This window comes from Pyxidicoccus trucidator (assembly GCF_010894435.1).
GTDB classification, from domain to species: domain Bacteria; phylum Myxococcota; class Myxococcia; order Myxococcales; family Myxococcaceae; genus Myxococcus; species Myxococcus trucidator.
Genome location: NZ_JAAIXZ010000008.1, coordinates 130,885 through 149,191 on the forward strand (window position 1 = coordinate 130,885; position 18,307 = coordinate 149,191).

The window sequence follows — 18,307 nt, forward strand, 5'->3', positions numbered from 1 at the left end:
GGGGTGAACACGTGGCAGCGGAGCTTCTCAGTCCCGTCGAGGCGCAGGGTGCGGCGGAGGTGGCGGCACGGCTCAAGGACGGGCTGAACACGGTGCTGCTCGACCAGGAAGCCGTCGTCGAGCAGGTGGTGGTGGCCGTGCTCGCGCGCGGGCACGTGCTGCTCGAGGGCCTGCCCGGCCTGGGCAAGACGGAGCTGTGCAAGGCGCTGGCGCGGCTGCTCGCGCTGCCCTTCCGCCGCATCCAATTCACCCCCGACCTGCTCCCCGGCGACATCACCGGCACCTACGTGCTCGAAGGCGAGGGCCGCCGGGACTTCGTCTTCCGCGAGGGCCCCCTCTTCGCCAGCCTCGTGCTCGCGGACGAAATCAACCGCTCCAGCCCCAAGACGCAGTCCGCGCTGCTGGAGGCCATGCAGGAGCGCAGCGTGACGGTGCTCGGCCACACGCGCTCGCTGCCGGACCCGTTCTTCGTGCTCGCCACGCAGAACCCCATCGAGCTGGAGGGCACCTATCCGCTGCCCGAGGCGCAGCTGGACCGCTTCATGTTCCGCATCCAGGTGCCTCCCGTGGGCGCGAAGACGCTGCGCACGCTGCTCACCACGCGCGTGCGCGGCACCCCGCCGGACCTGTCCCCCGTGCTGGACGCGAGCGGCCTCGCGCGCCTGTTCACCGCGGTGGACCGCGTGCACCTGCCCGGCCCCGTCGCGGACTTCATCGGCCGGCTGGTGGAGGCCAGCGACCCACGGCAGCCGTCTGCTCCGGACGCGGTGCGCCGCTTCGTGCGCTATGGCGCCAGCCCTCGCGCGGCGCTCGCGATTGCGGCCTCCGGACGTGCCCTGGCCCTGCTGCACGGCCGTCCCAACGTGGGCTTCGACGACGTGGTGGCCACCGCGCCCGCCGCCCTCAACCACCGCCTGGTGCTCGCCTACGAGGCGTCGCTGGAGAAGGTCACCGCGCCCGACGTGGTGCGAGCCCTCCTGCAGGCCGTGCCCGAGGTGCCCCGTGCGTAGCGCCCTGCCGGTCGCGCTGCTCCTCGTGCTGCTCGGGGCCTCGCGCGTCTCCGCCTCGTCCGTTCCAGCCCTCGAGGAGCGGGTCCGCGCGGGCTACCGGAATGCCACGGGGAAGATGGAAGCGCTGAATGCGGGGCCCCTGCGCGCCTCCGTCCGCACCGGGATGCTGAAGCCTCCGCGGGGCTACACGCCGCTGGAGGTGGTGCTCCAGAACAGCGGTCCGAGGCCGCTCCAGGTCCGGCTGTCGTTCCAGGGCCACTACGGCACGGGCGCGCGCACCTCCCAGCGCACCTTGGAGGTGGGGCCTCTCAGTCGTGTCGTGGCCTGGCTGCCCGTCCCCGCGGTGCTGCAGGCCGGCAACCTCACGGTGGACGCTTCCGGGCTGGAGCGGATGGTCCAGCCCATGTACCTGGACGACGGAGGCGAGGCGTCCGTGCTGGTGCTGGGCACGGCGAAGGACTTCGAGGCGGGCCTCGGCATGCAGGAGACGCAGGAGGAGCAGGAGCCGCTCTTCGCCGTCCGCTTCGTCGAGGAGCGCGACGCCCCGCGCGAGCTCTCCGCGTACGTGGGCTACTCCGCGGTGGTCATCGCCGGGGATGCCACCCAGGTGCCCGCGGACGTGTGGGCCGTGCTGGAGGCGTACGCCGCCTCCGGAGGCCGGCTCCTCCTCACGCGCACGCCTCGTGACGTGAAGGAGCGCCTGCCGCTGCTGCCCGACGGTGCGTCCTCCCTGCCGAAGCTGTACGGCTTCGGAAGTGTGAGCCAGTGCAGCGCGTCGGCGGCCTGTGGCCCGCTGCTCACCGGCCTGCTGTCGGACATCAGCGGGGGGCCGGTGACTCCCATCGGCCCGCCGCCGCGCTGGGAGCGGGGCAACGCGCTCCAGGGGGGAGAGCAGCCCCTGCTGTCCAATGCCCGCGCTCCCGTGGGCCGCTTCCTCCTCCTCATCTTCGCCTTCACGCTGGCGGTGGGCCCGGGAGGGCTGATGCTGGCCCGGCGCAGGGGGCCGGTGTCGGTGCTCGTGGCGGTGCCGCTGGTGTCGCTCGTCACGTGCCTGGCCCTCGTCGCCTGGTCGGTGCTGGTGGATGGCTTCTCCGTCCACGCCGCGCGCTACAGCCTCACGTGGTTGGATGGCGAGCGCTCCCGCGCGGTGACGCTCGGCGTGGCGGCCTGGTACGCCAACCTGCCGCCGGACGCGGTGAAGCTCCCCGCCTCCAGCACGCTGCTGCCGCCGGATGGCAGCGACGAAGCACCGGCGGACCTGGACTGGACGGAGGGCCTGACGGTGACCGACGGCTTCCTGCCGCCGCGCACCTACCGGGAGTGGGGCGAGGTGGCCGTGCTGCCTTCGCGCGCACGGCTGGTGGTGCGGGACGAAGGTGGCGCGCTCCGGGTGCAGAACGCGCTGGGGACGGCGCTGGAGGACGGCTACCTGAAGCGGGGCGGCGTGCACTACCGGCTGCCCGCGCTGGAGGACGGCGCGGAGGGGACGCTGGGAGGGCCGGTGCCGGAGGCGGAGGTGCCCGTGCCCTCGGATGACCTGCTCCGCAATCTGGGAGAAGGGCTGTACGCGCGGCTCCTGAAGGACAAGACGCGCTTCCGTTCCGACCTGCCCGAGGGAGGCTTCCTCGTGCGCACCGGCGGACGGGGCATGACGCCCACCGCGACGCTGAAGGTGGAGCTGGATGCCGGCGTGCACCTGGTGCGGGGCCAGGTGGTGGAGGCGAGGCCATGAGTCTGCTGGAGGTGAAGGGGCTGCGGCGTGACTTCGGCACGCTGCGCGCGGTGGATGAAGTGTCCTTCCAACTGGAGGCCGGCAGCATCCTGGGCTTCATCGGCCCCAACGGCGCGGGGAAGAGCACCACGCTGCGCATCATCGCCACGCTGGACGTGCCCACCTCCGGCGAGGTGCTGCTGGACGGGCACTCGCTGGTGGATGCGCCGGACCGGGCCCGGCCGCTCATCGGCTACATGCCGGACCGGTACGGCACCTACGATGACGTCACCGTCTTCGAGTTCCTCGACTTCTTCGCGCGCGCCTACGGGCTGAAGGGGCCCCAGCGCCGGCAGCGGGTGGACTCCGTCATGGAGTTCACCGGCCTCACCCCGCTGGCGGACCGGCTCACCACGGCGCTGTCCAAGGGCATGCGGCAGCGCGTGGCGCTGGGGCGCACGCTGCTGCACGACCCGCGGCTGTTGCTGCTGGACGAGCCCGCCGACGGCCTGGACCCGCGCGCCCGCATCGAGCTGCGCGAGCTGCTGCGCGCGCTGGCGGACCAGGGCAAGGCGGTCATCATCTCCAGTCACATCCTCACGGAGCTGGCCGAAATCTGCGACACGTGCGCCATCATCGAGCAAGGGCGCCTGCTGGCCACGGGCAAGGTGGAGGACATCCTCCGGCAGGGCGGGGGCGCCACCGTGGCCCCGGAGCTGACGGTGCGGCTGGCGGCCGGCGTGGAGGGCGACGCCATCTGGGCGCGAGCGGAGCGGCTGCTGCTGGAGCAGCCCCGGGTGGCGCACGTGGCCCGCGAGGGTGAGGCGCTGCGCGTGCGGCTGGAGCTGGAGGCGGGCACCGGGCCCGCGCAGGTGGACGCGGCGGCGGCCGTGCTGCTGGCGGCGCTGGTGTCCGCGGGCCTGCCGGTGTGCGCGTTCAACGCCCGGGAGCGGAACCTCGAGGATGCGTTCATGACAGTGACGAAGGGGAGGGTGGCGTGAGCACGCCCATCGACCCGGCCGCGAGCGCGGCCCCGGAGACGGTGGCGTCCACGGCGGCGGGCGCGGTGGCGTCGGCCCCGTGGTGGGAGCGCTGGGGCGACCGGCTCAACCCGTTGGTGGTGAAGGAGGTCCGCCAGGGCCTGCGCACGCGCGTCTTCTGGGTGTGCTTCGGGCTGATGCTGCTGGCGTGCCTGGTGCTGTCGCTCATCGCCTACGTCGAGACTCGCGAGGCGGCCTTCGCCCGCCATGGCCAGGGCTTCTTCTACTCCTTCTTCTTCTGCCTGGGCGTGGTGCACTTCTTCGTCATCCCCTACAACGCCTATCGCTCGCTGGCCCGGGAGCGGGAGGACGAGACGTGGGTGCTGCTGGTGCTCACCGGCCTGGGGCCCCGTCGCATCCTCCGCGGCAAGGTGACGTCGTACCTGGTGCAGGCGGCCCTGTATGCCTCCGCGGTGGGGCCCTTCCTCCTCTTCAGCTACTTCCTCAACGGCATCGCCCTGCCCACCATCCTCATCATCCTGGTGCTGGGGGCGGCGTGGCTCGTCTTCCTCACCGTGGTAGGGGTGTGCGCGGCGACGCTGGCGGACGGGCGCCTGGGACGTGCCTTCATCCACTTCGCGCTCCTGGCCGTGCTGGGCACCGCGCTGGTGCAGGGACTGGTGGCTGCGTTCGTCGTGAGCGACGACGGGGACCGGCTGCTGCGCAACGACGACTTCCTCTACGTGGCGGGAGTCTCGCTGCTGCTGATGCTGTCCGACGGGTGGCTACTCTTCGAGGCGGCCGCGGCCCGGCTGGCGCTGCCCACGGAGGACTACACGCGAGGAGTCCGCCGCGCGCTGGTGGTGCAGTTCCTGGTGGCCGCGCTCTGCGGTGTGGGCGGGTGGTGGGTGGAGGGCCGCGAGCACGTCATCCCTGAGGTGTTCGGCATCATGGGCGCGCTGCACCTCGTCGCCGTGGGGCTCTTCGTCGTCACCGACGTGGACGGCCAGGCGCGGCGGCTGCGCGCGTCCACCCGGCCCTGGTCGCTGCTGCGCCCGGGGGCGCTGCGGGGCTTCCGGCTGGTGGTGCTGTTGCTGGTGGCCTGGGGGCTGCTGTGCGTGGGGCTGGAGTTCCTGTCCCTGGACGTCCCGCTGCGCCGCGAGTCGATGCGGATGGCAACGGCGGCGGCGCCCGCGTACGGCATCCTCTTCCTGTCGGTGGCGGTGCTGTTGGGGCGGATGGGCCGCTCGGACCGGCTGTCCTCGCCGGTGGCGTTGCGCCTGCTCTTCGTGGCGTCGGTGGGCCTTGCGTCGGCGCTGCCTCCGCTGGCGGCCGTGCTGCTGAACCTGGACGCGGGTGACGAGCTCCTGAACCTGCTCAACCCCGTGGTGGGCCTCGTCAACTTCGGCTCGCACGACTATGCGTCGGAGGGGCCGAAGCTGACGTGGGCGCTGCTGGGCTTCCTGGTGGGGGTGGCGGGGCTGTCCGCCTTCGCCGCGGACCGGGTGCTCGCCGAGCGCGAGAAGCGGGCCCACGCCTCGTGAGCGCGAGGATGGACGAGGCGGCCGTCGCGCGGCTGGTGCCGGGGCTGGCCCTGGCGCTGCCCCGGGTGCCCCACCGGGGCCGGGTGGGCGAGGTGCGTGCCACGTCCGCGGGCAGCTCGCTGGAGCTGCACGACTTCCGCACGTACCAGCCGGGCGATGACCTGCGGCAGGTGGACTGGAACGCGGTGGCTCGCACGGGGGAGCTCATCCTCCGGATTCGCCAGGACGAGGTGTCCCCGCGCGTGGAGGTGGTGCTGGACGGCTCCCGCTCCATGGCGCTGTCTCCGCGCAAGGCCGCGTGCGCGCGCGAGCTGGCGCTGCTCACGGCGGAGGTGGCGGCGCGGCAGGGACTGGCGCCCACGCTGCTGGTGGCGGGCGTGAGGCCCGAGCGGGCGCAGGGCACGGCGTGCCGGGCCGCGCTGCAGGCCGCGGACTTCGAGGCGCGGGATGACCTGTCGGCCTCGCTGGGGCGGCTGCCTCCGCTGCGTCCGTGCGGCCTGCGCGTGGTGGTGAGCGACTTCCTGTTCGAGGCGGACCTGCCGGCGCTGTGCTCGCGGCTGTCTCGCGGGGCGGCGGGGCTCTTCCTGGCGCAGGTGCTGGACGCGGAGGACCTGGACCCCTCGGGCGGAGAGGGCGCGCGACTGGTGGATGCGGAGAGTGGCGCGGCGCTGGAGGAGCTGCTGACGGAGGACGTGTTGGCCGCGTACTCGCGCCGGTTCGCGGAGCACCAGCGGGGCTTGAGGGCGGCGGCGGTGCGGGCGCGGGGGACGCTGGTGACGGCGCCTGCCTCCGAGTCGCTCTCCGCGCTGGTGGCCGGGCCGCTCCGGCCCCTGTTCCTCGCGGGCGGTGGCGCGTGAGCTTCGGCTTCCCGTGGGGGCTGCTCGCGCTGGGCGCCCTGGCGCCGCTCGTCGCCGCGTACTTCCTTCGACGCAGGCAGAAGCCCGTGGTGGTGAGCGCGCTGTTCCTGTGGCGCACGCCGCGTCCTCGCGCCGAGGCGGGCCCTCGCTTCGAGCGCTTCACGCGCGAGTCATCACTGCTGCTGGAGGCGCTGGCGGTGATTGCCGCGGCGCTGTTCCTCGCGGACGTGCGGTTCGGAGAGACGGCACGGACGCGGCACCTGGTGCTCGTGGTGGACGGCAGCCTCTCCATGTCCGCGCGGGGCCCGGACGGAGTCACGGTGCTGGAGCAGGCGCGCCGCGAAGCCGCGAAGCAGGTGGAGGAGGTGGGCGCCACGCAGGTGACGGTGCTGGCGACCGGTATCGCGCCGCGCGTGCTGGCGGGGCCGGAGGCGGAGCCGTCCCGTGCGCTCGCGGCGCTGGAGTCCTTCCAGGCGCTCGGCGCGGACCACGACTCCATGCCCACGCTCATCTGGGCGCAGGAGCTGGCCGGGGCGGGGCGGCGCGTGGTGTTCCTCACCGACGTGGCTCCCGAGAGCGCGGACCTCGTGCCGGCCTCGGTGCGGTGGCTGGCGCTCGGGACGGGGCGCGACAACGTGGCGCTCGTCTCCGCGCAGCGGCGGGACGAGGGCGCCACGGCCACGGTGACGCTGCGGGTGGCCCGCTTCGGCGCGGGGCCACAGGAGGTGGAGGCGCGGGTGCGCGCGCTGCCCGGCCCCGGCGCGAAGGCGGGCACCGAGCGCGTGGAGCGGGTGCGCCTGCCGGACGAGGGCACCGCCACCGTGCGCCTCACCTTCCAGGGGGCGGGAGACGTGGAAGTCTCTCTGCCGGACGACGCGCTGCCCGAGGATGGACGCGTGCGCCTGCCGCCCGCGCCTGGCCGTCCGGTGGCGGTGGGGCTGGCGGAGGGACTGGGCGCTCCCGAGCGTCAGGCCGTGGAGCGCTTCCTCGCGGTGGCGCCCGAAGTAGACCGGGGCGCGAAGGAGGGCACGCCCGAGGAGGAGCTGCTGCTCGTCGGCCCTCGGGGGACGGACGCGCGGATGACGGTGGGGGCGGCGGGGAAGCTGCGCACCTTCGTGGGGCCGTTCTTCTCGGAGAAGGGGCACCCGCTGCTGGATGACGTGCAGCTCGCGGGCGTGCGGTGGACGGCGGGCGACAATCCTCCGGGGCGTCCGCTGGTGACGGCGGGTGACGCAGTGCTGGTGTCCGAGGAGGAGGGTGGCCGGCTGCACCTCAACGTGGACCTGACGCGCTCCAACGTGCAGCGCGTGTCGGCCTGGCCTGTGCTGCTGGGCAACCTGGTGCGCGAGTCTCGGCGCACGCGCGAGGGCTTTCCCCGACGGCAGCTCACCCTGGGTGAGCCCCTGCCCGTGGTGACGGTGCCCGGTGCGCGCTACACGCTGGTGGGCCCGGGAGGAAGCCGCCCCGTCTTCGGCGCCGGAGCGGTGGACCTGCCGCCTCCCTCAGGCCCCGGTCGCTACGTGCTGGAGCGCGAGGGTGACGAGGTGGATACGGCGGAGGTGCTGGCGCTGGACGCGCGCGAGTCGGACCTGCGCGGGCGGGGCAGCGCGGACGTGCCGGCGCGCGAGTCCGGTGAGGACGACGAGCGAGGAGCACCGGGCCGTTCACGCTGGCCCCTGGTGCTGCTGCTCGCCGCGCTGGTGGCGGACTTCTACGTCACGCGGAGGGTATGACAGGAACCACGGTGTCCTGGCGGCCGGACCGGGCGCGGTGATGGTGAAGGTCTCCAAGAGGAGGTCCACGTGCTTCGATGGGCTCTGGTGTTGGGAATGCTGGCCGTTGCTGGATGCAATGACAGCGAGGTGCGGACCTACCGCCTTGCTCCGTATCTGGAGCCGGGGAAGGCAAACTGTAACGAGTGCAGCATCCAGCTGACGCTGGTGGGCGTCGAGGACGGGAAGGACCTGTCCACCACGCGGAACTTCTCCCCCGGCGCCTTCGCGAAGGGCGGCTTCACCTTTCGCTGGGGCGTGGAGCAGCTCGTCGAAGTCAAGGTGGTGCAATACGACACCGGCGGCATGGAGGATGCCCCCAGCGTGGGCTACCACTTCATGAGGGTCCTGGAGACACACCCGGTGGAGCCGGGCGGCCGCTTCGAGATGCGGTTCTGGGACGCACCGCCCGGCGTCTACGCCGACGACCTCCTCGTGCGGACTCCCGAGGGCTTCAACCTCGGGCCTGGAGAGGTCATCGAGTGCGAGTCGGAGGCGCTGTGTGAGCAGCTCGCCGAGAAGACGCTGGGCGAGGACGCCTTCGCGCTCGAGCTGTCGTACCCCGACGCGGAGATTGGGCGGCTCCTGCTCCATTCCCTCCGGGAGCTGTCCCGACCTTGAATCCCTGCCATCCAGACAGGCTCTGGCGCCGGGCGCTCCGGAAACCCTTCCCGCAAGGCGCTAGGCTCCCACGCTGATGACCTTCTCCCTCCCCCAGGCGTGGGTGCTGCTCCTGCCCCTGGGCCTGTTCCTCTGGAAGTACGGCCGCCGGCCCGGCCCGCCCATGTGGCTGCGGGCCGCGCTGCTCGTGCTCGCGGTGGGCGCGCTGGCCGGGCCGGAGCTGCGGCTGGCGGACGCGGGCAGCGACGTGGTGGTGGTGGTGGACCGCTCCGCCTCCATGCCCCGGGACGTGGACCGCACCGCGCAGGAGCTCATCACCCTGCTGGAAGCCCAGCGGCGCCCGGGAGACCGCGTCGGCGTCATCACCTTCGGCCGCGAGCCGCGAGTGGAGCATGCACTGTCCGCCACCGGCCGCTTCGGCGGCTTCACCCGTCCCGTCGACGTGGAGGCCTCCGACTTGTCGGCCGCGCTGGACGCCGCGGGGGGCCTCATCCCCGATGAGCGCACCGGCCGGGTGCTGGTGCTGTCAGACGGACGCGCCACCGGCGTGGACGCGCGCGGCGCGGCGCGGAGGCTGGCGGCGCGAGGGCTCGCCGTGGACTGGCGCCAGGTCGCCCGGCCCGAGCCTCCGCTCGACGTGGCCGTCGTCTCGCTGGACGTGCCCGCCGCCGTGGCCGTGCGTGAGCCCTTCCAGTTCTCCGCCGTGGTGCAGGCGTCGGCGGCCGTCACCGGCACGGTGCGCCTGGAGCGCAATGGCCGCGTGCTGGTGCAGGGCCCCTTCGACTTCGTGCCCGGCCCCAACGTGCTCCCGCTGCGAGACCTGGTGGAGGAGCCGGGCCTCGTGCGCTACCAGCTCACGGTGGAAGCACCCGGCGACGGCGTGGTGGAGAACGACAAGGGGCTCGCGGTGCTGCGCGTGGAGGGCCCGCCGCGCGTGCTGCTGCTGACGAATCAGGCTCGGGGGACGCTGGCGAAGGCGCTCGCGGCCACGGGTATGCAGCTGGAGGTCCGCGCGCCCTTCCGGCTCACGCTGGATGACCTGGATGGCGTGGGCTCGGTGGTGCTGGAGAACGTGGACGCCAATGCGCTGGGCGAGCCGGGGCTCAACGCGCTGGCGGCGTACGTGGAGCAGGCCGGTGGCGGGCTCGTCATGACGGGCGGGCGGACCAGCTTCGGCGAGGGCGGCTACCGGCGCTCTCCGGTGGAGCCGCTGCTGCCCGTGTCCCTGGAGATGCGCGAGGAGCAGCGCCGCGCGGCCGTGGCCCTCAGCGTGCTGATGGACTGCTCGTGCTCCATGGGCGTCACCGTGCCGGACGGGCGCACGAAGATGGAGCTGGCCGCCGAAGGCGTGGTGGCCGCCCTCACGCTGCTCAACCCGAAGGACGAGGCCTCCGTCCACATGGTGGACACGGAGACCCATGAAATCTTCCCGCTCAGTCCCGTGGAGTCCGGGCTTCCCCTGGGTGCGGTGGCACGCGGCTTCAGCGGCGGTGGCGGCATCTACGTGGGCGAGGCGCTGCGCACGGGCCGGCGGGAAATCTTCCGCAGCGAGAAGCCCACCCGTCATGTCCTGCTGTTCTCCGACGCGGCGGACTCCGAGGAGCCGGACGACTACCAGCGCACGCTGGCGGAGCTGCGCGCGAAGGACGTGACGGTGTCCGTCATCGGCCTGGGCACGCCGAAGGACCCGGACGCGGACCTGCTGAAGGAGGTGGCCACGCGCGGCGGCGGGCGCATCTACTTCGCCGAGGATGCGATGAGCCTGCCACGCATCTTCAGCCAGGAGACGCTCACCGTGGCGCGCGCCACCTTCGTGGACGAGCCCGCCTCGATGGAGGGCGCCCCGGACCTGTCGCTGCTGGGCCGCCTGTCCCCGCAGGGACTGCCGCAGGTGGGCGGCTACAACCTCACGTACCTCAAGCCCCGGGCCAGCGTGGCGCTGCGCACGCTGGACACCAACGCCGCGCCGGTGCTGGCGATGTGGCCGCGCGGCGCGGGCCGCACGGTGGCCTTCACCGCCGAGGTGGACGGGCCCTACACGGGCGAATTGCGCCAGTGGACCGCGCTGCGCGCGGCGCTGGAGGCCATGGTGCGCTGGACGCTCGCGGGCTCGGCGCCGGTGGGCGAGGCGGTGGTGCGCTCCGAGCGGCGGGGCCACCTGCTGCGCGTGACACTGGACCTGGCCCCGGGTGAGGCGCTGCCGGGCGCGCTGCCCACGCTGGTGCTGCTGCCCGGGGACGGACGCTCCGCGCCGGTGGAGCGGCCCATGCGCTGGGAGGACGAGGACCGGCTGGTGGCCGAGTATCCGCTGGAGGGCAGCGGCACCTGGCACCCCGTGGTGCGCCTGGGCTCGCGGGTGCTGCGCGCGCCGCCGGTGACGCTGCCGTACGCACCGGAGTTCGAGCCGGGCAGCGCGAAGGAGGGACTGGCATTGCTGCGCGCGGTGGCGGCCGTGGGCGGCGGGGTGGAGCGGCTCTCCATGACGGGCCTGTTCATGGAGGCACCCGAGTCCCAGGGACGCCTGGCCCTGGCCCCGTGGCTGGTGGGCCTCGCGCTGGCGGTGCTGCTGGCGGAGGTGGCCGTGCGCCGCTTCCTCTCCGGGCCTCGCGTGCGCAAGGTGGGCGCGGTGTCGGCGGCGAAGCCCGCGTTCGCTGGAGCGCCGGCCGCGGGGGCAGCTCCCGTTCGAGTGACAACGCCGGTGGAGCGGAAGGGTGATTCCGAGCGCCAGCCCCAGGTCGGAGTCGAGATTGCCGCCAACACGGAAGGCGAGGCCGCGAAGCCGAAAGAGGGAGGTGTGGATTCCGCGCTGGAGGCCGCGCGTGCCCGGTCCCGCCGACGACTGGACCGGTAGGACTGGCAGGGAAGGTACGGAGCGGCCCTCTCAGCCCCCCCCCGACGCCCAGCCCCAGCGCCCAACGCCCGGAAGGAACGTTCATTCCACGAGACGCCCCGCCCCGCCCTGCCCCGGAAGGAACGTTCGTTCCACAAGACGGTGGAGTCGGGACCTGTCCCGGGTGGACCGAGGACCTCCCCGCAACGCTGGACCGGGGCCTGAAGCCGTACCCGCGTACCCGCTGCGTGCCGAGAGGTCCGGTCGTGCAGGACTCGTCTGCTGGCTGAATCAGCCGGGCGGCCCGACGTCGGCGGTCCGGGATGAAGGTGCGAGCCGCCTCAATCTGGAGAGGGTCACGGCTGAGAGGCGGCTCGCGGTGAAGCCAGGTGCGGGCTGCCCCGAATCTGGATGCGCGTCGTGCTGGGAGGCGGCTCGCGGTGAAAAGGTGCAGGCCGCCCCTGGTCGAGCTGAGGAGTCACAGGTGAGGGGCGGCCTACGGTGAAAAGGTGCGGACCGCCCCTGGTCGAGCTGAGGAGTCACAGGTGAGGGGCGGCTCGCGGTGAAAAGGTGCAGGCCGCCCCATGTCGAGATGAGGAGTCAGGTTGAGGGGCGGCCTGCGGTGAAACGGTGCGGATCGTCCTTGCCTCAGGGTGCGGAATCACAGTTGAGGAGCGACCTGCGGTGAGGCACGGATGACCCCAAGACTTGGGAGGGGTAAGCACAGATGTCGGGTAATCCGTTCCCCGTGGGTCTCACAGGGCGAAGAGGAAGATACACAGGACGTGTGTTTCGGGCAACACAATTGGAATATTCTTTAGTGGTCAGAATTAGCGAGGGCCCCGGGGCATGATTGACCCCGCCTGGGCGCGCGTCCTGAGGCTCGGGCCCGTCCTGGGCTTCGTGGCCCTGGGCGGCTTCGGCGTCCAGGTCCTGCGGCTGGCGCTGCACAAGGCCTTCAGCATCGACGAGTTCCAGTACGCCCACGCCGCGTGGCTCGTGTCGCGCGGGCAGGTGCCCTACCGGGACTTCTTCGAGGTCCACTTCCCGCTCGTCTACCAGGTGCTGGCGCCGCTGTTCTCCCTGCTGGGGGATGCGCCGCTCAACGTGCTCGCGTTGCGGGCCGCCATGCTGGTGCCGCTCGCGGGGGCCTGTGTGGCGGTGGCGGTGCTCAACCGGCGCGAGGGCCGGGTTGCGGCGCTGCTGGCTCCGGTGCTGCTGCTCTCCCTGCCTCCCTTCGTGCGCTTCGCCACGGAGGTCCGTCCGGACGCGCTGGCCATCGCGCTGTTCCTGGGCGCGCTCGCCACGCTGTCGGCCCGTCCCGCCACGCGGGTGAAAGGCTTCGCGGCCGGGGCGCTGCTCGCGGCGTCCGTGTGGGGCTCGCAGAAGGTGCTGTTCTACGGCGGCGCCGTGGGGGTGGTGCTCGCCGTGGACCTCGTGCTGCGGCGAGGGAGGGCGCCCGCGCTGGTGTCCACGCCTCGCGCCTTCCTGGCCGGAGCGGGCACGGTGCTCGCGGCCGTGGCTGCGTACCTCACGGTGAGCGGCTCGTGGGCGGCGTGGTGGCGGTGGTGCTTCGCCTGGGCCTCCGAGCACCAGCGTCACTACCCTGGCTTCTCTCCGAACAAGTACCTGCTGCCCGCACTGGAGGAGCAGCCGTGGCTCTTCACCCTGGCGGCGCTGGGCTTCGTCGCCACCGTGCGCCGGTGGTGGCGCTCCGGCAGCGCACGCTGGAGTGATTTGGACCTGCCGCTGCTGCTCGCGGTGCCGGCGACGTTCGGCTCGTATGCGCTCCAGCGCGCGCCCTTCCCCTACAGCCTGCTGCCCTTCCTTGGCGTGCTCGCCCCCTTCATGGCGCGCGGCGCGGTGGAGGTGCTCGGGTGGCTGCGCTCGCCTCCCGCGCAGGTGGCGGGGGCCGTGGCGCTGGCGGTGCTGCTGGCCGTGCAGGGACTCCGGCTGGAGGCGCTGCTGGACGGGGACGGCAATGCCCGGCAGCGCGAGGTGCTGGCGCGCATCGCCACGCTCACCGGGCCCGAGGACGTCGTCTACGACAACTCCGGGGGCTACGTGAGCCGTCCGCACGCGCACTTCTACTTCTATACGGATGCGTACCTGCGTGGCTCCGAGGCAGCCAGGCTGGCACGCGAGGTTCCGGAGGCCCTGGTGGCCACCGGGTGTGTGCTGCGCGTGGATGACCTGCGCACCTCCGGTCTGCCTCCCACGCTGCGGCGCTTCCTCTCCGAGCACTATCAGCCTCTCGATGGGGACCTCTCCTTGTGGGGCCAGCGCTACGAGGTGTCCGGGAGCGGACCCTTGGAGGCCCGCTTCCTCGCCGTGCGTGAGGACCGCTACTTCGTCGAGCCCGAGTCCATCCTCTCGCGCGGCGCGCTGTTCATCGACGGTGCGCGCGTGACGGAGCCCGAGTTCGTGCTGAGCCGGGGTGAGCACTCCGTGCGCTACGAGGGGCCGGGGAGCCGGTTCCACCTGCTCTGGCTGCCGCGCGACGGACGGCGGTGGACGCCGCGGCCGGGGCTGCCTCCCACGTACTCGCGCCTGTTCTGAGGGCCAATGTGTGAAGCACCCGTCGCTCCGCGAGGTGTCACCCCTCACGCATGAACCGGAGCAATTCCCCTCGGCTCCGGTCGTGGCAGACTCGCGCCATGGACCTCCAAGAGACGATGCGGGAGCTGGAGTCGTTGGGCTCGGAGCAGACCCGGAAGACGTTCCTCCGTCACGGCGCGCCGGGGCCCCTCTTCGGCGTGAAGCTCGGGGACCTGGAGAAGCTGCGCAAGCGCATCAAGACGAATGCCGGCCTCGCCGAGGCGCTGTGGGACACCGGCAACGCGGATGCCCGGATGCTGGCGACCCTGGTGGCCGACGCCGCCTCCATGTCCTGGGAGCACCTGGATGCGTGGGCCCGGGCGCTGGACTGGCACACGCTCGTGGATGTCTTCATCAACAATGTGGCGCTGCGCTCGCAGCACGCCCGCAAGGCGGTGGAGACGTGGGCTCCGCTGTCCGGGGAGATGCAGAGCCGCGCGGGCTGGCAGTTGCTGGCGGCGCTGGCCACCAAGACGGAGCAACTGGCCGACGACGAGCTCTCCGTCTGGCTGCCGCGCATCGAGCAGGGCATCCACTCCGCCCAGAACCGGGTGCGCGAGTCGATGAACAGCGCGCTGATTGCCATTGGTGGGCGGGGCGGCGCGTTGCGGGACACGGCGCTCGAGGTGGCGAAGCGCATTGGCAAGGTGGAGGTCGACCACGGCGACACCGCCTGCGAGACGCCGGACGCGGCGGAGTACATCGAGCGGATCATCGCTCGCAGGGAGGGAGGCGTGGCGAAGGCCACCGCCCTGGCGAAGAACGCGGTGGACAGCGTCAAGGGCATGGCGGCGAAGGCCACGGCCGGCGCGCAGAACGTGGCCTCGGGCGCGATGAGCGCCGTGGCCAGCGCGAAGAATGTGATGGCGGAGGCGAGGAGCGTCGTGAGCAGCGCGCAGGACGCGGTGTCCGACGTGGCGAAGAAGGCGGCCGCGGGCGCGAAGAACGTGGTCGCCAATGCGCGGAATGTCCCGACAGGCGCGAAGACGGCTGGCGTGGCGAAGAAGGCCGCAGCGGGCGCGAAGGCGGCTGGCGCGGCGAAGAAGGCCGCAGCGAGCGCGAAGCAGAACGGCGCGGCAGGCACGTCGCAGGCGGTCGCCAAGAAGAGCAGCGCGGCGGGCAAGGCGCAGACGAGCGCGAAGCAGAACGGCGCGGATGGCAAATCGCAGATGAGCGCGAAGAAGAACGGCGCGGCAGGCAAGGTGCCGACGAGCGCGAAGAAGGCTGGCGCGGCCGGTAAGGCTTCGCTGAGCGCGAAGAAGAAAGGGCCCTCGGAGGGATCTCCCGCGGGCGTGAAGAAGAAGGGCGCGGCGAAGAAGGCCTCTCCGGCCCGCAAGGCGGCGGTGACGAAGCGCGCTCCGGCGGTGGCCAGGAAGGCCGCCGCGAAGCGCGGCGCACCCGCCCCGGTGAAGAGGGCCACGGTGAAGCGGGCCGCTCCCGCGCCGAAGAGGGCCAGCGCGAAGAAGGCCACTCCCACGTCCGCGAAGAAGACGACTTCGACCCAGAGCAGGACTGGTGCGAAGAAGAGCGCGCGGCCTCGTACCTGATTCCTGCTCCAGCCCGGAGCACGACGGGCGCGAAGGCGCGCGCTCGGCCACGCTCTTGATGCGGCGGCCGGGGCGGCTCGAAGCGATGCGGCACGAGGACCCGGCCCCGTGCCCTGCCTGTCCCGGGTGACGGCGCCACCGCGCCGTCCTCGACGTCACCGGGCCACCGAAGCTCTCGATGGCCCGGCGCTCACCCGACTACGGCACGCAGAGCCGCTGTCCGCCGCCCTGCTTGTAGCTGCGCACGCGGGCAATCAGGTTGCCCTCGTCCGACTCCGGCGTGGTCGTCTCGTCATTGCCGGCTCCGAACGCGAAGCCCACGGAGTGGGCCGCGGCCAGCTCGGCGGTGTGCGCGAAGAAGTAGTCCACGCGGTTGTCCTTCCAGGCCTGGCCCGAGTTGGGCAGGCCGGTATTGCCCACCGGGAGCTGCCACCAGAAGTTCGGCTTGTTCAGCCGCTCGGAGAGGGCCTTGGCCCAGGCGAAGGCCTGGTGGAAGTGGGGCAGGGTGGCGTTGGTGGCGTCCCACCACGTGTCGTCACCCCGCTGGACCTCGTACCAGCCCGCGTCGCGGTCCGACGCCTCGATGACGATGAAGTCCGTGTCGGCCGCCCCCAACTTCAACAGGAAGTCGGCCACCTTCCGGGCCTCGCCCGCCACGTCGAAGGACGTCTGCGTGTTGAGGTACACGTCGATGCGCGTGGCCCACGGGCTGGCGTGCAGGCTCACCTTCGCGTTGGGCGCGTACTTGCGCGCCATGGCAATCATGCAGCGCCCCAGGCCCGCGGCGTTGTTCGCCATTCCCGCGCAGTCCGTGGCGTTGGCGCTGGCCACCTGTGCCGGCACGGTGGCCGGGTCGCCATTCGAGTTGAACTGCAGGTAGCCCCACAGGTCCGGCTCGATGTGGAGCAGCGCGGGCTCGCTGCCCACCTGCTGCAGCGCATAGCGCCAGTCATTCAGGTAGCGCCGCATGAAGGCCACGTCATTCAGCGCGCTCAGCTGAGCCGCGCCCTCGCCCAGGCGGCTTCCCAGCAATTGCTGGTAGTAGCTGATGAAGGGAAGCTGGCCGCGCTCCTTGGCCGTGGAGACGAAGCTCCGCACGTAGGCTCCGGGGCGCTCGGTGAGGTCCTGCCAGCAGCCCCACCACAGACACTGGTACTGCCCGCAGGAGCCCTCCTGCGTCGTGCAGGTGTTGTCGCAAGCGGTACAGACGTTGGTCGAATCGACGAGGCGGCTCGCCAGGTACAGGTAGTGGACGTCGAAGGGCGTGTCGATGGCGGTCCGCTCCTCCATCTGCGCCCCCACCAGCAGCCGGTTCTTCCCCAGCGACGTCAGGAACGTGTCGCCCAGGCATGCCGAAGGCCCCGTGCCACCGTCCGTGTTGCCGCCCGTGCCCGCGTCCGTGTTGCCACCGGTGCCGGCATCCGTGTCCCCGCCGGAGCCCGCATCCGTGCCGGCATCCACGCCCGCGTCCTCCGAGGGCTTCTTGTCGTCGTCATCCGAGCTGGAACAGCCCGTCAGTGCCAGCAGGCCCAGGGTGAGGAACGCCAGCCGCTTCATCCGCTTCGCTGTGGGAGTGCGCATTCGGGCCTGACGCTACCGCGCGGCCGTCCCGTCGACCCAGCCAGGCGGAGCGCCTTCCGGGCCCACGCGCCCGCCTGCCCGTCCTCCGTCGCCCCATCCAGTCCGGAACCAACAATCCGCCAATCTTTCAAATCAAGAAATTCTTGAGAAGTGGTCAAAATCCCGGCTAGACGCACCCCTCCCCCCATTTCCCCCCTGAGGACGCGATGAAGACGCGAGTGTGGATGCTCCTGGTGCCCGTGCTGCTGGCGGCCGGCTGTGGCCCTGTCGAGGACGCGGAGGCCCCCGTCATCGACGAGCTGACCGGGCAGGTGCTCCTGGAGGCCACGACGAAGTACGACATGCACCGCCTGCTGGAGGACGCGGACATCACCGGCGGGCAGTGGATTACCACCGCGCAGGTGCAGGCCTTCCTCCAGCAGAACGGCTCGTACCTGGCCACCTACAAGGACCCGGTCTGGAGCAACAAGACGGCCGCCGCGCTCATCGTCGAGCGCTCCAAGGCGTACAGCATCAGCCCCCTCTACATGCTGGCGCGCATCCAGGTGGAGTCGAGCCTCGTGCAGAGCGGCACCTCCACCAACCTGGCCAAGGCCACCGGCTGCGGCTGTCCGGACACCAGCGGCTGCGACGCGCAGTACACGGGCTTCGGCAACCAGATTGAGTGCTCGGCGAAGAAGCTGCGCGGCTACTTCATCGACCTGGACGCGGGGCGCACCACCGTGTCCGGGTGGAAGGTGGGCCTGACGAAGAACACGTCGGACCCGTGCTCGGTGAAGCCCGTCAACAAGGCCACCGCGGCCCTCTACACGTACACGCCCTGGGTGGGCGCGTACGCCATCCAGTGTGGCCGCACCACGGTGGGCGGCTCGTCGCTCGTGGCCGTCATCTTCAACCGCTACAAGACGGCCTACAACTGGGGCAGCGCCCCCGCCACGTGCGTCTCCGAGACGGCGGGCACCGCGGTGCCGGAGCGGGGCTGCGTGCAGAGCTCGTCGGACGCCATCTGGCGGCAGTGCCTGTCGGGCACGTTCACCGCCGGCACCACGGCGAAGCCCACCAACTGCACCGTGTCCTATCCGTGGTGCTCCTCCGCCACGCTGGGCCGCTCCGTGCCCGCGCGCACCTGCGTGCAGTCCTCGGGTGATTCGCAGTGGCACCAGTGCGGCGTGGAGGGCGCATGGCAGAGCGCGCCCACGGCGCCCACCTCCGGCTCCGGCCCCGTCGGCGCCTGCTTCGCGATGTACGCGCTGTAG

12 protein-coding genes are annotated in these 18,307 nt (G+C 72.1%); 11 read left to right on the forward strand and 1 reads right to left on the reverse strand.

Annotated elements, in window-relative coordinates; all coding sequences use genetic code 11:
- Positions 1 to 11: 11 nt before the first annotated feature.
- The 10 genes from G4D85_RS22915 (at position 12) to G4D85_RS22960 (ending at position 15,470) form a co-directional block, all read left to right on the forward strand.
- Positions 12 to 1,010, forward strand: coding sequence for an AAA family ATPase (locus G4D85_RS22915; protein ID WP_205525663.1), 999 nt, complete (start codon positions 12 to 14; stop codon positions 1,008 to 1,010).
- Positions 1,003 to 2,742, forward strand: coding sequence for a hypothetical protein (locus G4D85_RS22920; protein ID WP_164015425.1), 1,740 nt, complete (start codon positions 1,003 to 1,005; stop codon positions 2,740 to 2,742). Before G4D85_RS22915 ends, G4D85_RS22920 begins: the two co-directional genes overlap by 8 nt.
- Positions 2,739 to 3,722 (forward strand): ABC transporter ATP-binding protein, encoded by a 984-nt coding sequence (locus G4D85_RS22925; RefSeq protein ID WP_164015427.1) that lies wholly within the window; start codon positions 2,739 to 2,741, stop codon positions 3,720 to 3,722. The genes G4D85_RS22920 and G4D85_RS22925 overlap by 4 nt, the downstream gene beginning before the upstream one ends.
- The gene (locus G4D85_RS22930) at positions 3,719 to 5,245 is read left to right on the forward strand and encodes an ABC transporter permease (RefSeq protein ID WP_205525664.1); all 1,527 of its coding nucleotides are present in this window, start codon (positions 3,719 to 3,721) and stop codon (positions 5,243 to 5,245) included. Before G4D85_RS22925 ends, G4D85_RS22930 begins: the two co-directional genes overlap by 4 nt.
- Before the next feature lie 8 nt (positions 5,246 to 5,253).
- Positions 5,254 to 6,102 (forward strand): DUF58 domain-containing protein, encoded by an 849-nt coding sequence (locus tag G4D85_RS22935; RefSeq protein WP_205525681.1) that lies wholly within the window; start codon positions 5,254 to 5,256, stop codon positions 6,100 to 6,102.
- Positions 6,099 to 7,835, forward strand: a complete 1,737-nt coding sequence (locus G4D85_RS22940) for a BatA domain-containing protein (RefSeq protein WP_164015440.1) — start codon at positions 6,099 to 6,101, stop codon at positions 7,833 to 7,835. Before G4D85_RS22935 ends, G4D85_RS22940 begins: the two co-directional genes overlap by 4 nt.
- Positions 7,836 to 7,904: 69 nt before the next feature.
- On the forward strand, positions 7,905 to 8,495 hold the full coding sequence (locus G4D85_RS22945) for a hypothetical protein (RefSeq protein WP_164015442.1): 591 nt from the start codon (positions 7,905 to 7,907) through the stop codon (positions 8,493 to 8,495).
- Positions 8,496 to 8,571: 76 nt separating this feature from the next.
- Positions 8,572 to 11,346, forward strand: a complete 2,775-nt coding sequence (locus G4D85_RS22950) for a VWA domain-containing protein (RefSeq protein WP_164015444.1) — start codon at positions 8,572 to 8,574, stop codon at positions 11,344 to 11,346.
- Positions 11,347 to 12,174: 828 nt separating this feature from the next.
- Positions 12,175 to 13,884, forward strand: a complete 1,710-nt coding sequence (locus G4D85_RS22955) for a hypothetical protein (protein WP_164015446.1) — start codon at positions 12,175 to 12,177, stop codon at positions 13,882 to 13,884.
- 98 nt (positions 13,885 to 13,982) lie between these two features.
- Complete coding sequence (locus tag G4D85_RS22960) at positions 13,983 to 15,470, forward strand: DNA alkylation repair protein (RefSeq protein WP_164015448.1); 1,488 nt, start codon at positions 13,983 to 13,985, stop codon at positions 15,468 to 15,470.
- A 198-nt stretch (positions 15,471 to 15,668) separates the two neighbouring features.
- Here the strand turns inward: G4D85_RS22960 and G4D85_RS22965 are convergent, their stop codons facing one another.
- Positions 15,669 to 17,051, reverse strand: coding sequence for a hypothetical protein (locus tag G4D85_RS22965; RefSeq protein WP_164015450.1), 1,383 nt, complete (start codon positions 17,049 to 17,051; stop codon positions 15,669 to 15,671).
- 206 nt (positions 17,052 to 17,257) lie between these two features.
- Between G4D85_RS22965 and G4D85_RS22970 the strand changes: the two genes are divergently transcribed.
- Positions 17,258 to 18,307 (forward strand): hypothetical protein, encoded by a 1,050-nt coding sequence (locus G4D85_RS22970; protein ID WP_164015452.1) that lies wholly within the window; start codon positions 17,258 to 17,260, stop codon positions 18,305 to 18,307.

What these genes read in the sequence shown, in the direction of transcription:
- G4D85_RS22960 (WP_164015448.1), top strand. Translation starts at nt 13,983, where the DNA reads ATGGACCTCCAAGAGACGATGCGGGAGCTGGAGTCGTTGGGCTCGGAG.
- G4D85_RS22935 (WP_205525681.1), top strand. Translation starts at nt 5,254, where the DNA reads ATGGACGAGGCGGCCGTCGCGCGGCTGGTGCCGGGGCTGGCCCTGGCG.
- G4D85_RS22950 (WP_164015444.1), top strand. Translation starts at nt 8,572, where the DNA reads ATGACCTTCTCCCTCCCCCAGGCGTGGGTGCTGCTCCTGCCCCTGGGC.
- G4D85_RS22925 (WP_164015427.1), top strand. Translation starts at nt 2,739, where the DNA reads ATGAGTCTGCTGGAGGTGAAGGGGCTGCGGCGTGACTTCGGCACGCTG.
- G4D85_RS22970 (WP_164015452.1), top strand. Translation starts at nt 17,258, where the DNA reads ATGAAGACGCGAGTGTGGATGCTCCTGGTGCCCGTGCTGCTGGCGGCC.
- G4D85_RS22955 (WP_164015446.1), top strand. Translation starts at nt 12,175, where the DNA reads ATGATTGACCCCGCCTGGGCGCGCGTCCTGAGGCTCGGGCCCGTCCTG.
- G4D85_RS22965 (WP_164015450.1), bottom strand. Translation starts at nt 17,051, where the DNA reads ATGCGCACTCCCACAGCGAAGCGGATGAAGCGGCTGGCGTTCCTCACC.